This window comes from Fulvivirga marina, from assembly GCF_016775155.1.
In the GTDB taxonomy this organism is placed as follows: domain Bacteria; phylum Bacteroidota; class Bacteroidia; order Cytophagales; family Cyclobacteriaceae; genus Fulvivirga; species Fulvivirga marina.
The window spans coordinates 61,527-78,530 of the sequence record NZ_JAEUGD010000042.1; the positions used below are offsets into that span (position 1 = coordinate 61,527).

The window sequence follows — 17,004 nt, forward strand, 5'->3', positions numbered from 1 at the left end:
ATTACTTTAGCTGATTTAATTGCAGAGCTAAAATATCTTTACCTATGTCCGTTCTATAATACAGGCCATCCCATGAGATACACTGAGCTCCGTAGTACGATCTTTTCAGGGCTTCTTCCAAGGTTGTTCCCTGACCTGTAATGGCCAGTACTCTGCCACCGTTGGTGACAAACTTATAGCCTTCCTGTTTTGTTCCGGCATGGATAACCAATGCATCAGTAACATCTCCAAGTCCGTTGATTTCCTTGCCTTTTTCGTAGCCCTCAGGATAACCTCCTGCAACTAGTACAACTGTAGTAGCTACTTTATCGCTTACTTTAAGTTCTGTATTTTTTAGGTTTCCTGTAGCTGAGGCATACAGCAGATCAAGCACATCACTTTCTATTCTGGGGAAGACCACCTGGGTTTCAGGATCTCCCATGCGTGCGTTGTATTCGATCACATAGGGTTCTCCATCTACATTCATCAAGCCTATAAAAATAAAACCTTTGTAATCTATATTCTCCTTTTTTAGTCCTGCAATAGTAGGTTCTACTACTTTGCTCTTTACTTTGTTAATAAAATCTGTATTGGCAAAGCTTACAGGCGAAACAGCACCCATGCCGCCTGTATTTAGCCCAGTATCTCCTTCCCCAATACGCTTGTAATCTTTAGCTTCAGGTAAGAGCACATAGTCTGTGCCATCGGTAAGTACGAAAACCGATAACTCAATGCCTTTCAGAAATTCTTCTATCAACACCTTAGAACTAGCCTCTCCAAATTGCTTGTCGAGCAACATAGATCTTAATGCGGCTTTTGCATCATCTTTGCTTTCGCTAATAATAACACCTTTACCTGCCGCCAGGCCATCTGCCTTAAGTACAATAGGTGTATTGCAGGTGTCGAGGTAAGACAGGCCTTCTTCTATATCTGCAGCCGTGAAGGTTTTTGATTTGGCTGTAGGTACACCGTACTTTTCCATAAAAGATTTGGAGAAGTCCTTACTTCCTTCCAACTGGGCGCCAACTTTACCAGGGCCAAGAATAGCAATTTCTTTCAGGTTTGTGTCAGCCTCAAAGTGGTCTCTGATACCATTAACCAATGGGTCTTCAGGCCCCACTACCACCAAATCAATTTTTTCATCTAAAACGAACTTACCGATGGCTTCGAAATCACTGAGCTGCAATGCTACATTATGAGCAATTTGGGCGGTGCCGGCATTTCCAGGTGCAACAAAAAGCTTGTCACACTTGTCACTCTCACCAATTTTCCAGGCAAGTGTAAACTCCCTTCCTCCGCTTCCCAGTATTAATATGTTCATGTTTCAATATTTAGAATTAATATCTAGTTGAGCAGACTGAGAATCGAGTATTTCCTAAGCTATTACTCTGTTCACTGTTGCTCAATGTCTGCGATTTAAAGACCGCATATCCACCCCGTGAATTTTGAATCACTCAGGTAAGAAGCAAAGTTAAAAATTTACTTATAAAATACACCAGTACAAAAGGGGTATTGACCTCACTATTAGTTATAATCCTGAAACAAAAAATCCCGGCTTTCCAAATGAACGAAGGCCGGGATCTCTACAAGTTTTTGCTATTTAATTGGCATATTCTGATAAAAATTTGATTCTCATGAGTCTTAACTCTTCTTCTGAATATTCCTCATTATCTTCGTCTTCTAATGCTACCTGGATGTTATCTGTTTCCGCATTAAGGAAGTAATCATAGATGTCGTCTTGCTTATCATGATCCAGGACATCATTAATATAATAGTCCAGATTAAGTTTCGTTCCAGAATAGCAGATATTTTCGATTTCAGTAAGTAATTCGTCAAAAGATATTCCTTTGGCCTCGGCTATTTCATCCAGGTCAATCTTTCGATCAATCTGTTGAATAATAAATATCTTCATTTTTGATTTGTTGACCGATGATTTGATTACAACTTCGGATGCCGTAACAATATCATTTTCTTCAACATACTCAGATATTTTCTTGATGAACTCAGTACCAAATTTCTTCACTTTTCCCATACCTACACCGTTGATCTGAGCCATTTCCTCTTCCGAAGTAGGGTAGGTGGTGGCCATTTCTTCGAGTGATGGATCCTGGAAGATTACGTATGGGGGCAGGTCTTTTTCATGGGCTATTTTCTTGCGAAGTGCTTTCAATAAAGCAAACAGATTTTCATCGTAAGATTTGGTCGAAACCGGGGTCCTTTCGCTACTTTCTTCCTCATCGCCTGTATCGACATATTCGTGATCAATAGCGAATTGTATAGAGTATGGCTTCTTCAGGAAATCATGACCTTTTTTGCTTACTTTTAGCACACCAATGTTGTCAATATCCTTTTCAAGCAACTCGTAGATCAGGGATTGTCTTACTACAGACTTCCAATATTCTACGGAATCTTCATTTCCTTTTCCGAAGATGTCAAGGTCATGGTGGTTGTAGGACTTGACATATTGGTTCTCAACCCCCCTTATTACATCCACGAGGTGGTTTAAGCCAAATCTTTCTCCTGTTTTTAATGCAGCTTCCACAGCTACAACAGCAACATCTTTCGCTTCATACCTGTCTTTTGGCTTCACGCAGTTATCACACATTTCGCAGTTTTCTACCGTATACTCTTCACCGAAATAATGTAGTAATTGCTTTCTTCTGCAAACGGGTGATTCTGCATAGTATGACATTTCCTGTAACAGTACCCGGGCATTTTCCCTTTCCTGAACAGGTTTGTCTTTATTGAACTTTTCTAGTTTGTTAATGTCGTTGTGGCTATAGAACATCAGGCACTTACCCTCAAGGCCATCTCTGCCAGCCCTGCCGGTTTCCTGATAATACCCTTCAAGTGACTTAGGAACGTCATAGTGTACTACGAAACGTACATCGGGTTTGTCTATACCCATGCCAAAGGCGATGGTGGCAACGATGATGTCTACATCTTCATTGAGGAAATCATCCTGATTTTTTTCCCTGATGGCAGGTTCAAGTCCTGCATGATATGGGGCAGCTCTAAAGCCATTTACATTGAGTAATTCTGCTATCTCAGCAACTTTTTTTCGACTGAGGCAGTATACAATTCCGCTCTTGTTTTTGTGGTCGCGTAGAAAGTGAACAAGATTTTTCTTGGCGTGTTTTTTTTGTTTTACCTCATAGTAGAGATTGGTGCGGTTAAAAGAAGACTTGAATACGTCCGCACCTTCCATCTGGAGGTTTTTTTGGATGTCCATCTGTACCTTTGGGGTGGCTGTAGCAGTTAGTGCTATGATGGGCAAATTTCCCAGTTGGCCAATAATTTCTTTAATCCTTCTATATTCTGGGCGGAAGTCATGACCCCACTCCGAGATACAGTGGGCTTCGTCAACTGCTACAAAAGAAATGTTGGCTTTCTTCAGAAAATCAACATTTTCAACTTTAGTCAATGACTCCGGTGCAACATATAAAAGCTTTATTGTGCCATCTAGGCTTTCGCGTTTTACTCTGTTCATCTCAGCTTTGGTGAGTGTTGAGTTCAAAAACTGAGCGTTTACACCAAATGCATTCATTTGGTCCACCTGATTTTTCATCAGCGCGATGAGGGGAGATATAACAATTGCAATTCCTTCGGTCATAAGGGCAGGCAATTGATAGCATAAAGATTTTCCTGCACCTGTAGGCATAATTACAAAAGTATTTCTGCCTTTGAGGATGTTCCTGATGATCGCCTCCTGATTTCCTCTAAACTGGTTGTAACCAAAAACCTCCTTTAGCTTACCTTTTAATTTGTCCTTCTCTTCTACCAGCATCTTTTTCGTTGATAATGTTAAAATTAACCATTAATGTAAAAATGTTTTAAACGCCTGATGTATGCCCATCTTACCGGGTGGAACGGTGGTCGTGGGCATTTCACCATGATTTGATTATCTTTGGGGCATTTCATATACTACTAACGCAAAAGGACGTTGAAGATAGCAAAAAATATTAACAATATTGCCAAAAAAGTGCTTCAAAATGAGGCAGATGCGGTAAAAAACCTGATAAATTTCATCGATGAAGATTTTGAGGTCTGTGTACGCGAAATATACAACTCTCAGGGGCGCGTTGTCATCACCGGAATAGGGAAAAGTGCCATCATTGCCAACAAGATTGTGGCTACCCTTAATTCGACTGGTACGCCGTCCCTGTTTATGCATGCTGCCGATGCCATTCATGGCGATCTGGGTATGATCCAGGAGAATGACATTGTGATTTGTATTTCTAAAAGTGGCAATACTCCCGAAATTAAGGTGCTGATACCATTGCTCAAGCGTACAGGTTCTAAATTGGTGGCCCTTGTCAGCAATGTGGACTCGTACCTGGCTCAGCAATCAGACTTTGTGTTGAACGCTACAATTGCCGAAGAGGCATGTCCTAATAACTTAGCACCAACCACCAGTACTACTGCCCACATGGCATTGGGGGATGCTCTTGCCGTATGTTTGCTGGAGCTTAGAGATTTCTCTAGTGAGGATTTTGCGAAGTTTCACCCCGGAGGCTCACTAGGTAAACAGCTTTATTTAAAAGTTGATGATATTTATCCCAACAATGAGTTGCCAATTGTTTATGAAAACACTTCTTTAAAGGAAGTTATTATTGTAATTTCATCAAAACGTCTGGGAGCTGCAGCAGTTGTAAATGATGAGAATCACTTGTTGGGTATTGTAACTGACGGAGATTTGCGAAGGTGCATGCAAAAAGACATGGACCTGGGGATGCTTACAGCTGGGGAGATTATGTCTAAAGGACCAAAAACCGTTAGTAAAGGTGATTTTGCAGTTAAGGCATTAAACATAATGCAACAAAATAGCATTAGTCAGGTTATTGTACTTCATAAAGACAAGGTTGTTGGGTTTGTACATATTCACGATTTGTTAAAAGAAGGCATAATATAAATTGTCACTAAAGCTTTTATTAATGAAAAACAACTATGTAGTGATTATGGCTGGAGGTATAGGGAGCCGATTCTGGCCCTATAGTAGAAATAACCAGCCAAAGCAGTTTCTGGATATATTAGGTACAGGGCGCTCACTATTGCAGATGACTTATGACAGGTTCTTGCCTGTGGTCAATAAAGAAAATATTTACGTTGTTACTAATAATGATTATGCGACTCTGGTAAAGGAACAGTTGCCCGATTTGACAGAGCATCAGATACTTAAAGAGCCACTGAGAAGAAATACAGCTCCTTGTATTGCCTATGCATCGTACAAAATAGCAAAACAAGATCCTGATGCGATTATCATGGTGGCGCCTTCTGATCATATTATTTTCAATGAAGAAAAATTCTATAGTGTCTTAAAAACAGCTATATCAGCTGCAAATGGGCAGAATAAACTTTTGACCATAGGCTTGAAACCTAACAGGCCTGAAACCGGATACGGCTATATTCAGTTCTTGGAATCCAAGGAAAAGGTTAACCGGGTTAAGACCTTCACAGAAAAACCGGAGAGGGATTTAGCGCAAAAGTTTTTGGAGAGTGGAGACTTTGTGTGGAACTCAGGCATTTTTGTTTGGGGAGTTCAGGCTATTATTCAAGCTTTTGAAGAATGTCTGCCTGAGATTGCAGAAACTTTTGCCGATATTCAAAAGGCATTATTTACTGAAAGGGAACCTCGTGCTGTTGATGATGCATACTCACAATGTGGTAATATTTCTATTGACTACGGAGTAATGGAGAAGGCAGATAATGTCTATGTGGTGCTTGGAGACTTTGGCTGGTCAGATCTTGGGTCTTGGAATTCCCTACATGAGCTGTCGGAAAAAAATGGAGAGGGCAATGTAATACAAGGGAATGCTATAACTTACGATACCAAGAATAGTCTTATTCATGGGCCCAAAGAGAGGCTTATTGTTGTTCAGGGACTAGATGGCTATCTGGTAGCGGAGTGTGGCAATGTTACCTTGATTTGCAAAAAGGATGAAGAAGCTAAATTCAGAGACTTTGTTGCTGATGTTAGAGATAAAAAAGGCAAAGAGTTTTTGTAAAGGGAATAGCAGAGGGTTTACCCCCTCTGCCTTATAGCTTCATAAATGGCTATAGCAGCCGAAACAGATACATTGAGGCTGTCAATTTTACCATTCATAGGTATCCTGCCACGCATATCAGTCATTTTTAAGTATTCAGGTGATATGCCATCTTCCTCAGAGCCAAGTAGCACCGCCACTGGCTGGTTGAAGTTCGTCTCATAGATTGATTGATCAGTTTTTTCAGTACAGGCCATGATCTGGATGCCACTTTCTTTAAGGAAAGTAATGGTGTTTTTAAGGTTGTCAACACGGCACACTGGAATGTAGTTCAGCGCTCCTGCTGATGTCTTCATGGCATCACTGTTGATCGCAGCGCTCCCTCTGCTAGGAATAATTATACCGTCCAATCCGGCACACTCTGCAGTACGTGCTATGGCTCCAAAGTTTCTGACATCGGTAACTCTGTCTAATATAATAAAAAATGGCTCACGGCCTTCCTGATAGACATGATCGATGATGTTATCCAGAGACGCATATCTTATGGCAGAAATAAAGGCTATGGCTCCCTGGTGATTTTTTCTAGTCAGCCGATTGAGTTTTTCAATTGGTACCTGTGACATGGGTACATGATGATCCCGAGCGACTTTAAGTAACTCTTTCATCAAGTCATTATGTAATCCTTTTTGGATAAATAGTTTATCGATTTCTTTGCCCGAATTGATGCTTTCAATGATAGCTCTTATTCCAAATATTAAATCTTTCTGGTTCTCTTTCAATGTGATATTATTATACTTAAAACCTTCCTTTTCTCCATAAATCTATGGCACGATACCATGAACTGGCATAATTTTTATTTCTTACCAGTACAAAATGTGATGAAGAAAAAACACTTTCAGTTCTGATGAAGCTAAATTTTAACTTTGGCAGATCTGGAGAGGCCAGGTATAGCCAGGTTTCATCATTATTGCTTTTAGTAACTTCATCAGGAGCACCAAAGATAATATAAATCAATCCCATATCTGTTTTCCAGCCTTCTTTATATGTGGTGAATAGTCTGTTGGCACCTTCTACTCTGTCAAAGTAATTCTTTATAATTAACCTGGCCCTTTCCTGTGATTTTGTTAAGTCCAGCCAAAACTTGTCAAAAGCTTTTTTATCACCATTGATATTCCGAAGTTGTATATTTTCTTCTTTGGTGGTGATGTAGATCAGAGGCTCTATAAGGTCTTCTAGCTTGGCTAATTTTGGGTAGTATTTGTTTTCTACCCTTATCCCTTTGCCCTGCTGACTTGATGAATCTTTTTGAAATAGGAAAAGCCCATGGTTAGCAAAATCCATATCCTGCCTGCTACTTACAACAAAAGAAGAGTCAATAGGCATAGCCTTGACTGGTACATCTTCTCTCACAGGCATGGGGGGTAATGCAGGAGGGAAATGGTGATTGTAATAATAACCATATACTTGGTCATTGAAATGATATTTCCCTGGAGCAACCCATGATGTAAATTGTATCTTATTACTGCTATTATATAGTGCAAGGTGATGGTTATCTACATTAAAGTCATAGAAATAGGTAAACCCACTGAATTTACTTTGCACACGGATGGCTCCAAGACTAAGTAGTTCCGTTTTTGGCATGTAGAATTTTATAATGTGTTGGTTTTTTACCTGTTCCAGGTAAGTACTGTCGATTTTATTGGAAGCTATTTGCTGTAATGCCCCACTGTATGATGCTGCCGTAAAAAAATCAAACGTATAATCTTGTAATGAGGGCTTACTTTGGTTAATAACAAGCTTTAAATAAATGAAAGTGGTGTCATTACTGGTTACTAATTCATGTCTTACATCTATCTCTGATTCTGGATTGTATTGATGAGCGAGATTACTTGTATTCAAAGTGGGTTGCGCATTTATTAGAAATCCATGAAGTGTAAATGCCAGAATAAATAAATATTGAAAAGGCTTCATATACTTTTAGTCGGTTTTATGGAGGAAGTTACTGGATTTGAGTCATAAAATAAAAAACGAATAACAGGTAATTTCTTTATAATTCAAGTAATTTTGCTCAAAAAACTGCAAATGAGTGTTTATACTACTGAAATAGCTTCTGATCAAATAGCTTCTGACAATCCTATTCATCAAAGGTTGTTAAAGGCGTATTATTTGGCAGAGGATTTTGTGAAGGGGGATTTATTGGAGATAGGTTGCGGAGAAGGTAGAGGTATAGCACTTCTCAAAGGTAAAAGCGATTCATATACTGCTGTGGATAAAATTGCAGGTGTGTTGGAAGCCTTAAAGCAAAAATATAATGATGTTACCTTTATTCAAGATAATATCCCTCCTTTTAGTAAAATCGAAAGTGATAGTTACGATGTTGTTATTAGCTTTCAGGTAATTGAGCATATAAAGAAGGATAAACAATTTCTTGAAGAAATTCATAGGGTTCTTAAACCAGGAGGGAAGGCATTGCTTACAACACCTAATATTAAGAAAACCCTTACCAGAAATCCCTGGCATATAAGAGAATACACTGCGGAGCAATTGGAGCAACTGGCAAAAGAGGTGTTTACTAAAGTAGAAATGAAAGGAGTTGCAGGCAACGACAAAGTGATGGAGTATTATGAGATGAACAAAAAGAGTGTTCAGAAAATAACTCGCTTTGACATTTTTAATTTGCAGTACAGATTGCCAGCTTCTTTACTAAGGATCCCATACGATTTACTTAATCGCTTGAACAGGAATAAACTTAAGGACAGTAATGATAGTTTGGTAAATGATATTCACCATTCTGATTATTTGTTAACCGATGATGCTGATAAGGCTTTAGATCTCTTTCTGATTGTAGAGAAATAATTAATCAACAGATGATCTGGTGATAGGCTTTTAAAGTATTGAGACCAATAAAAAGCCCCTGAAATGTCGACATTTCAGGGGCTTTTTATTTTTTGCCATACAGGTATTACATCCTTCCTCTAAATAATTGCATATCCGAAACTATTCTCTGATATGCCTCTTCATATTTTTTCGCCAAGTCTTCGTTACCATTTTCGTAAAGAGTCCTTTGCAGTTCGGCTAGTACTATCAAGTTTCTTTGCAGCTCAAAGCCCAGGTCTTTATGCTCCCTGGCAAGGTATTCGACCATCTCAACTGCACGATTACCAAGTGTCTGAGCTATCTCTATAGCTTTTTCATCTTCTCCCAAGTCAAAAAGCAGGTCGATGGTTCTGGCAGCAGTATAATCATAAGGAACGGCTGCATCAGGCATTTTTTCAAGGCTAAACATTAATGCTTTACGAGCCCTTTCTTTATCACCTTTGTCAATTAGAGCAGTCGCCAACGTGTTGAAGCTTGTACGGTGGTTTAGCACAAAGTTCCTATAATCCTGATTGTAGTAAACATTAGGATTATCCAACTCTCTGTAATTAAAGTTATTCATAAGGTTGTCGTACATCACTTTAGTGTTCACAAAATCCTTTTTAGGGTTAGGATTGCTAATAGGAAGTATTCTGTAAGCATTTCCCTCCTGGATAGCATACCTGCGCAGATCAAAATTGATTTGTTGCATGGAGGTATTGTTCAGGTAGATTGGCCTTTCCCAGTTTGCAGAAGCCAGGACATCAAGAATAGCCAGGTCCTTCTTCTCCAAAGCATTTTTCCCACGCTTGAGGCTAAATACCATCTGGTCGACTAGCAGGCTATCCATGCCCTCGGGTATTATATTGAGGCTTCTTACCTTATCCTTATTTACATCTATTGTAAAGGTTCTGCTAGGAACTACATTAGTAGTGCCGTATTTCTGACGGAGCCTCTTGTCCTCTTTTTTAACAAGTTGCAAGAATTGCTTTACATCTATACTGTTCAGCTTATAGTCTTCATAAGGCAGATAATCATTGAGTCCGTTTTGTTTATAGTTTTCAAAAGTAAGTGTATAAGGAAATGCTTCTGAACCATAGACAGGCCTCATGCTTTGCTTAATATACCAGTCTGTGTTATAGTAGCTCAATACCACAACTCTTGCATCTGTTCTGAAGCCCTCAACTTCTTGCACATACCACAACGGGAAAGTATCGTTATCACCACCAGTGTAGAGGATAGCGTTTTCAGTTGTAGAGGCCAAAAAGTTTTTGGCAGAGTCAACAGAGAAATATCTATTGTCTCGGTCATGGTCATCCCACCCTTCGGTAGCCATAAGTGCAGGCCCGGTAAGGCAGAGAACTGATGAGAGTATCGCAGCTGTTTTTCTTGCTGAAAATTTAGCTAAAAGGTCACCCAGAGCCAATACCGAGAAGCCAATCCAAATGGCAAATGCATAATATGACCCTACATAAATATAGTCCCTCTCCCGAGGTTCAATTGGAGGAGAATTTAAGTATAATATAAGAGCAATGCCCGTTAAAAAGAACAGCATGGCTACAAATGCGAAATCCTTTTTGTTTTTTTGATATTGGTAAAACAATCCAATAATACCAAGTATCAAGGGGATCATAAAGAAGTTGTTCCGGCCTTTGTTCTCTGCCAGCTCCTCGGGAAGGTCTTCAAACGCACCTAACGGGCTTAACCAATCCGCATCCTGAATATCACTTTCCCTTCCTGCAAAGTTCCACATAAAATAACGCATGTACATCCAGCCCATTTGATGCCTAAGCATAAATGTAATGTTATCCACAATATTTGGCTTTTCACCTTCACTCAGGCCAGTAACTTCCATGTATCGCTCAATATGTCGTGGGTCATTGCTGTACATTCGCGGGAAGAGAGTTAAGTGGTTAGGGTCATACTTATATACCACATTTCTGTCCACTATTTCGTATTTATCTTCACCTTTAACATATACAGGTGCTCCTTCCTCAGAGTCAACAACTCGGGCAGTATAGTACTGGCCATAAAGTAACGGTCTACTTCCATATTGTTCCCTTTTGAGATACTTTACGAATGACATCACATCTTCAGGGTTATTTTCGTCAATTGGAGGGTTAAAGTTGGACCGGATTACTACAATAGCATATGAAGAGTATCCAATTAGAATAAACGTCAATGCTAGTAATGATGTGTTAAGTAAGACCTTCTGGTGTTTGATAGAATATTGAATACCTATAATTAGTCCGGCAATAATCAAAGCTCCGAAGAAGATAGCCCCAGAGCCAAATGGCAGACCAAGATTGTTAACAAAGAATATTTCGAATGTTCCTGCTATGGACGGCAACCCTGGGATGATGAAGTTATTTATTAATATGATCAGGAAACCACTAATACCTAATGCAGCTATAATTCCCCAAGTGGTAGGCTTGTATTTTTTGAAGTAATATATCAGTCCAAGCGCAGGAATGGTTACCAGGTTGAGCAAGTGAACCCCAATGGAAAGTCCCATCATGTAGGCAATCAATATGAGCCATCTGTTTGCGCGGTTTTCATCCTCCATAAGTTCCCATTTTAGGATAGCCCAAACTACAAATGCTGTAAAAAACGAAGACATGGCATATACCTCAGCTTCCACTGCAGAAAACCAAAATGAATCTGAGAAGGTGTATGCTAATGCACCCACGGCGCTAGCTCCTATAACCATTAGAATATTACCATCACTCATCTCAGAGGTGTCCTTGATTTTTAGGATTTTCCTTGAAAGCATGGATATGGTCCAGAATAGGAATAAAATGGTGAACCCACTGCTAATAGCGCTGACTACGTTGATCCAGAAAGCTACCTGGGTAACGTCGCCAAATGAGAGAAAGGAGAATATTCTTCCTATAAGTAGAAATAGCGGTGCACCAGGAGGGTGTGGAACCATCAGCTTATAAGATACAGCAATGAACTCACCGGCATCCCAGTAGCTGGCGGTGCGTTCGACGGTAATAAGGTAAACAAGTGTAGAGATAGCGAAAACTACCCATCCACCTATATTATTAACTCTTTTAAAATTCATCGGAGTTTTTGTTATTATATTTAGAATGGCGAAAATAACGAACTATGCACAATTAACAATGCATATTGCATATTAACCCGATGTTGGAACTTTCAAAGATCGGATTTATTGTATGCAGTGTGGCGTTCTAAAAGAATGGCCTGATTATTTGTAAACCAAAAGGTAAAAGCCTAACCACAACAGAAAGAATAGAACGTACGAAGAAAAAACTATAGCATAGGCAATATTTTTTTGTTTTTTTGCTTTATAATGTATCCCCCCTACTAAGATGAACCAATATATAACTTCAAAAATGTTCAATGCTTTTAGAGGGTAAAACCACCGATTGTCTAGTTCGTAAGGGTTGGCCAGGTTTATTAATGAAAGAGGGTAGAAGGCGCGTATTTCGAACAGGTTAGGGTCCATATCAACGAAAAGAAACCATAGGACTTTCAGCAGTTCTGGAATTAGAAATATAGCCTCTGCGATTACTGCTACCTGCCACGTTTGACTATAGGTGATCTTATAGCCGAACATAAAACTCCCGATCCATATTACGAAGCTGATCACTGTAAACTTGAAAAGGTAAATCAGAGGAATACTAAAATATTGCAGGGCATTGATGGTATGAAATATGCCCATCTCCCCTTGCGAATCGAGTACTTCAAATGCGGCAGTTTGGTTTTCAATGAAGGTCTTTTTTACAATTAACAGAAATAATGAGGCAAGGCAAAGGACAAGGAAAAATACCCATTTATTTGTGTCAAATATGGAATGATCTTCAGCGTTTTCAGTGGAATTCATATAGACAAAAGTGGTATTGTGGTTTATTTAGGCCAAATTAGTTAAACCTCTTGATTTTTTAACACTCATACAGAACGAAAGGAGAACTTTTATCTGTTCATAGGAATGATTGTTGGTGAGGACAAGGCTAGAAATAAATAATAATTTATCTTTAACCGATAATAGTGAATTTATGGGTTGTAATTAACGTAAACCCTTACATCATACACGTCTACTTTGGTGAATTTGAATATTTTAATAATAATTGGCACACGGCCGGAAGCAATTAAGCTTACTCCTCTATATAAAGCCTTAAAAGCCGAGAAGAATGTAAAGGTACATCTACTAAGTACTGGTCAACATAAAGAACTTATAGAACCTATTTGGGAACTGTTTGATGTTAAGCCTGATATTTCTCTTAATGTTTTGTCTGGTAATCAAAGCCTTTCTTCATTAACTAGTCATCTTCTCAATCAAATCAATGAAGTTGTAGAGAGGGAAAAATATGATTACATCATTGTTCAGGGAGATACAACCTCTTGCATGGTGGGGTCGCTGGTTGCTTTTTATAACCGTATAAAAGTGGCACATGTTGAAGCAGGGTTAAGAACTTTTAATAAGTATTCTCCATACCCGGAAGAAATTAACAGGAAGATTACATCTGTCATAGCTGATATACATTTTTCCCCAACTGAAAGTGCAAGGCAAAACCTTATTAACGAAAAGGTCCAGGGAGAGATTATAGTTACAGGCAATACCGGCATTGATGCGACTCTCTCAATGTTGGAAGTGATAACAGCCAATAAAGTGCGCTTTAATCAAAAATTTCCTTTTCTGTTTTCAAATGAGGGTAAGAAAATGATCTTAATTACCGGACATCGTAGGGAGAATATAGGCACTCAATTTTCTGAAATTTTTGCGGCTATTAAGGAACTGTCTATAGAAAACAGTGATTTAATTTTTGTTTTTCCTGTTCACTTGAACCCAAATGTGAGGAAACAGGTCAGTGAATGGCTTGAGGGTATTTCTAATATATATTTGATTGATCCCGTTCGGTATGACGAAATGATATTTTTAATGGATTCGTGTTATTTAATTATGACTGATTCCGGAGGTATACAGGAGGAGGCTCCCTCACTAAATAAACCGTTGTTAATATTGAGAGATACTACTGAAAGACCTGAAGGGGTGGCTGCATGTTGTAGTGTTCTGGCTGGGGTAAAAAAATCAAGTATTAAGGAGGCCTTTTATGCTATTCACAACAATCAGAAGACATATATGAGAATGGCGCGTGCAATTAATCCCTATGGTGATGGAAAAGCAGTACGAAGAATAGTAGAACACCTGTTAAAATAATTTTTTATTCAGAGAGTGATCATACTAGAAAAATGACATATGGATACTTGTGATCGAGTATAGCTATCCATGAATGTGATATACGTGATTCATCAAAACATAACCATTGTTAAGCATAAAACAACCTTTTGACAGCCTATAATGTCAGCCTTGTTTTTCAGCTGTTCCCCGATTCACCAGCCTTGGAATACTTCGTTCTTTTTGATCCTTATTTTGCTTACTAATACAAGTTAGGAAGCGTATCTATGAAGAGGAAATAATAGATGTTGAGTGGGATGTCTAATTTTTTACCACGCAGACAGAACGAAAGAAGGCTATTTATCTGTTCATAGGAATGATTGTTGGAGAGGACAAGGTTAGAAATAAATAAAAATTTATCTTTAACCGATAATTATGAAGCGGATTCTAATCATACTGATGTGTTCATTGGGCCTTACTGTAGCATTTGCTCAAAGCAACGATGCTGCCAATGATAATAAGCCTATTATTCTTATATCGGATATGCAATTGCAGATTGATGTAAATCAGGCAATGAACGATCTGTATAACTTTAAGTTTGACAAAGCAGAGAAACAATTTAGATGGCTAAAACAAAAATATGGCTGGCACCCGCTGCCTTACTTTCTGCTGGGTTTGAGTGAGTGGTGGAAGATCATGCCAAACGTAAGCAACACAGAGTATGACGAGAGGTTTTTGGCCTATATGGATACAGTGATCCATATCTCTGAAAGGCTTCATGAAATGCCCAAGCATGAAGTTGAAGCATCATTCTTTTTGGCTGCAGCATACGGTTTTAAGGGGAGACTTTACTCTAGCGAAGAACGAAAGAATTGGACCAAGTCTGCTTTTGCAGGCAAAAATGCCCTTAAGTATATGAAGGAAAGTCAAGGCATGCACGACCTAAGCCCTGAGTTGCTATTTGGAGATGCTTTGTACAACTACTTCTCTGTTTGGGTTCCTGAAAACTACCCTTTACTAAAGCCGATACTGGCCTTCTTTCCAAAAGGTGATAAGGAGTTGGGAATCAAGCAGCTCCGGGAGGTTTCTTACAATGCCTTTTATACCCGTACCGAAGCGATGGTATTCCTCATGAGGATTATGGGGAGTTATGAGAATAATAAAAGGAAGGCACTTCAAATAGGAGGGTATCTGCATCAAACCTATCCGGACAATCCGTATTTTCATAGATATTACGCTCGTTTGCTATATACCTCAGGTAAGTTCAGTACTACCAAACCTGTTGCAGAATCCATTTTGGCTAGGATTGATAGTGGTATGATCGGCTATGAGGCTACCAGTGGCCGGTATGCAGCTTTTTTTTTAGGGCAAATCCATGAAAGTAGAAAGGAATACCAGGAAGCCAAGGAGTACTATTTAAAAGCCAAGGGGTTTTCAGAGCAGATTGATGCTACAGATACCGGCTATTACCTTTACTCACTGCTATCCTTGGGAGAGATCTATCAGCAGGAAGGAAATGAAAAAGAAGCGAAAAAATACCTAAAACTGGTTAAAAAGCATGCCAAGCGCAGTGATGATGTTCATGAAAAAGCGCGTGAGCGATTGAGGGAGTTTTAGCTAATTTTTTAAATTTTTATTAGCTTTGTGGACACTTTAAAGCTTGAGGTATTAAAAGAATTGGTCAGCGACTTTTAGTTAAAGGTTCCTTTCTTCAGAATTTGGTTGTCACCATATCGGGAAGTGGTTTGGGCTTTCTAATTGGCTTTGCGTTCACACCTTTGATAGCTAGAGTATATCAGCCTGAGGCGTACGGATTGTTTGCATTGTTTAATGCCTTCGCAAGTAACATCACAATTATTTCTACCCTTAACCTTACTAATGCATTTATTTTACCAAAGAATAATGCTACGTTTTATGCACTATTTAAATTCACAATTTTTAGTGTAGCCATCACCACTATTATTTCATTCTTGGCCTTCTTGTTTCTTGGGCAGTGGATACTTGAAGCATTTAATGCAACGGAACTGGGGGCTTTTGCTCTCCTGATTCCGGTTTTTGTGTTTTTAAGTGCCATTTCTCAAGTTTTGAATGCATGGAATGTTAGAATTAAAGCTTTCGCAAGAAGTGCTACTTCAAAAGCAGGATCCATAGCAGTAGCGAAAAGCACTACATTAGGGTACGGATATATGACCGACGGATTTATCGGAGGTCTGATTATAGGTGAATTTATAAATGTATTAGCTAATAGCCTAATATTGTTGAGCCGCCGAATTAGAAGAAAGATGATACTAATCTTTAAGCAGAAGAGTTTGCCGGTTGCGGCAGCAATATCTGAGTACCGTGAATATCCCTTATATGCCTTGCCTGCAAATTGGCTCTATGCGTGCGCTGACCAGGTTCCTATCTATGGACTTACGTATTACTACGGAGCAGAGAGCACAGGCTATTTTTCTTTTGCTTACAGTCTTTTGAATATACCACTACTTTTGATCGGTCAGTCTACAGCAACAGTTTTTCTTCAAAAGGCTGCCGAAACAGATCAAGCAGAACCGGGGAAACTTCAAGGTATAACAGTACAATTATTTAATCGCTTAATATACTTTGGTTTAATACCTTTTGCTATTTTGGGAGTATTTGGTGATTATATATTTTCGGTATTTCTGGGAGAAGAATGGACTAAAGCCGGGGTGTTTGCCAGCTACTTGGGGCCATACTTTATGTTTAGGCTTGTTGTATTTCCCATCATGTCTATCTATAGAGTAAAAAGAAAGGAAAAAACATTTCTAAGGTACGCTGCAGCTTCTCTTATGGTTCTGCTTCTAGTACTATTTTTATCAGTGCAAATTTTTTCTGTCGATGGTTTCATAGTAGCTTTTAGTACGTTTGCAGCCCTTAATCATATAGTACTTGCCATTCTCATTTTTAGAATGCTCAATGTCACCAATATTGTGACTATAATGATTAAAGTCGTTTTAATAGTCTTAAGTACATTTGCCCTGTTGTTTGCATTTCGTTTTTTCATATTATACCTAATTTGAGTGA

Annotated in this window: 12 protein-coding genes; 6 read left to right on the forward strand and 6 right to left on the reverse strand. The window is 38.9% G+C overall.

All coding sequences use genetic code 11. The features are described 5' to 3' along the window. Nucleotide 1: 1 nt before the first annotated feature. Entirely contained in the window at nucleotides 2-1,300 is a 1,299-nt protein-coding gene (gene purD, locus JMN32_RS11050; RefSeq protein ID WP_202856397.1) for a phosphoribosylamine--glycine ligase, read from the reverse strand. Between the two features lie 279 nt (nucleotides 1,301-1,579). Beyond that, nucleotides 1,580-3,766 carry a DNA helicase RecQ gene (gene recQ, locus JMN32_RS11055; protein WP_202856398.1) on the reverse strand — a complete coding sequence of 729 codons (2,187 nt, stop codon included), beginning with the start codon at nucleotides 3,764-3,766 and terminating at the stop codon, nucleotides 1,580-1,582. A 156-nt stretch (nucleotides 3,767-3,922) separates the two neighbouring features. On the opposite strand from recQ, the gene JMN32_RS11060 reads away from it, so the two are divergent. Then, a complete protein-coding gene (locus JMN32_RS11060) occupies nucleotides 3,923-4,891 on the forward strand; it encodes a KpsF/GutQ family sugar-phosphate isomerase (protein ID WP_202856399.1) in 969 nt (322 codons plus the stop codon). A gap of 22 nt (nucleotides 4,892-4,913) precedes the next feature. Continuing rightward, nucleotides 4,914-5,984 carry a mannose-1-phosphate guanylyltransferase gene (locus JMN32_RS11065; protein ID WP_202856400.1) on the forward strand — a complete coding sequence of 357 codons (1,071 nt, stop codon included), beginning with the start codon at nucleotides 4,914-4,916 and terminating at the stop codon, nucleotides 5,982-5,984. A gap of 17 nt (nucleotides 5,985-6,001) precedes the next feature. Here the strand turns inward: JMN32_RS11065 and rlmB are convergent, their stop codons facing one another. Both rlmB and JMN32_RS11075 read right to left on the reverse strand, forming a co-directional pair. Beyond that, nucleotides 6,002-6,742, reverse strand: coding sequence for a 23S rRNA (guanosine(2251)-2'-O)-methyltransferase RlmB (rlmB, locus tag JMN32_RS11070; RefSeq protein ID WP_202856401.1), 741 nt, complete (start codon nucleotides 6,740-6,742; stop codon nucleotides 6,002-6,004). A gap of 16 nt (nucleotides 6,743-6,758) precedes the next feature. Then, nucleotides 6,759-7,934 carry a GWxTD domain-containing protein gene (locus tag JMN32_RS11075; protein WP_202856402.1) on the reverse strand — a complete coding sequence of 392 codons (1,176 nt, stop codon included), beginning with the start codon at nucleotides 7,932-7,934 and terminating at the stop codon, nucleotides 6,759-6,761. A gap of 111 nt (nucleotides 7,935-8,045) precedes the next feature. On the opposite strand from JMN32_RS11075, the gene JMN32_RS11080 reads away from it, so the two are divergent. Continuing rightward, on the forward strand, nucleotides 8,046-8,819 hold the full coding sequence (locus JMN32_RS11080) for a class I SAM-dependent methyltransferase (protein ID WP_202856403.1): 774 nt from the start codon (nucleotides 8,046-8,048) through the stop codon (nucleotides 8,817-8,819). Nucleotides 8,820-8,925: 106 nt separating this feature from the next. On the opposite strand, the gene JMN32_RS11085 is transcribed toward JMN32_RS11080, so the two are convergent. Together JMN32_RS11085 and JMN32_RS11090 are read right to left on the reverse strand one after the other, a co-directional pair. Beyond that, complete coding sequence (locus tag JMN32_RS11085; RefSeq protein WP_202856404.1) at nucleotides 8,926-11,886, reverse strand: glycosyltransferase family 117 protein; 2,961 nt, start codon at nucleotides 11,884-11,886, stop codon at nucleotides 8,926-8,928. 144 nt (nucleotides 11,887-12,030) lie between these two features. Beyond that, nucleotides 12,031-12,669 (reverse strand): sulfate ABC transporter permease, encoded by a 639-nt coding sequence (locus JMN32_RS11090; RefSeq protein ID WP_202856405.1) that lies wholly within the window; start codon nucleotides 12,667-12,669, stop codon nucleotides 12,031-12,033. A 225-nt stretch (nucleotides 12,670-12,894) separates the two neighbouring features. Between JMN32_RS11090 and wecB the strand changes: the two genes are divergently transcribed. From wecB to JMN32_RS11105, 3 genes are all read left to right on the forward strand, one after another. After that, complete coding sequence (gene wecB, locus JMN32_RS11095) at nucleotides 12,895-14,004, forward strand: non-hydrolyzing UDP-N-acetylglucosamine 2-epimerase (protein WP_202856406.1); 1,110 nt, start codon at nucleotides 12,895-12,897, stop codon at nucleotides 14,002-14,004. Between the two features lie 393 nt (nucleotides 14,005-14,397). Next, on the forward strand, nucleotides 14,398-15,579 hold the full coding sequence (locus JMN32_RS11100) for a tetratricopeptide repeat protein (protein ID WP_202856407.1): 1,182 nt from the start codon (nucleotides 14,398-14,400) through the stop codon (nucleotides 15,577-15,579). A gap of 101 nt (nucleotides 15,580-15,680) precedes the next feature. Continuing rightward, complete coding sequence (locus JMN32_RS11105; RefSeq protein WP_238354436.1) at nucleotides 15,681-17,000, forward strand: oligosaccharide flippase family protein; 1,320 nt, start codon at nucleotides 15,681-15,683, stop codon at nucleotides 16,998-17,000. Nucleotides 17,001-17,004 lie beyond the last annotated feature (4 nt).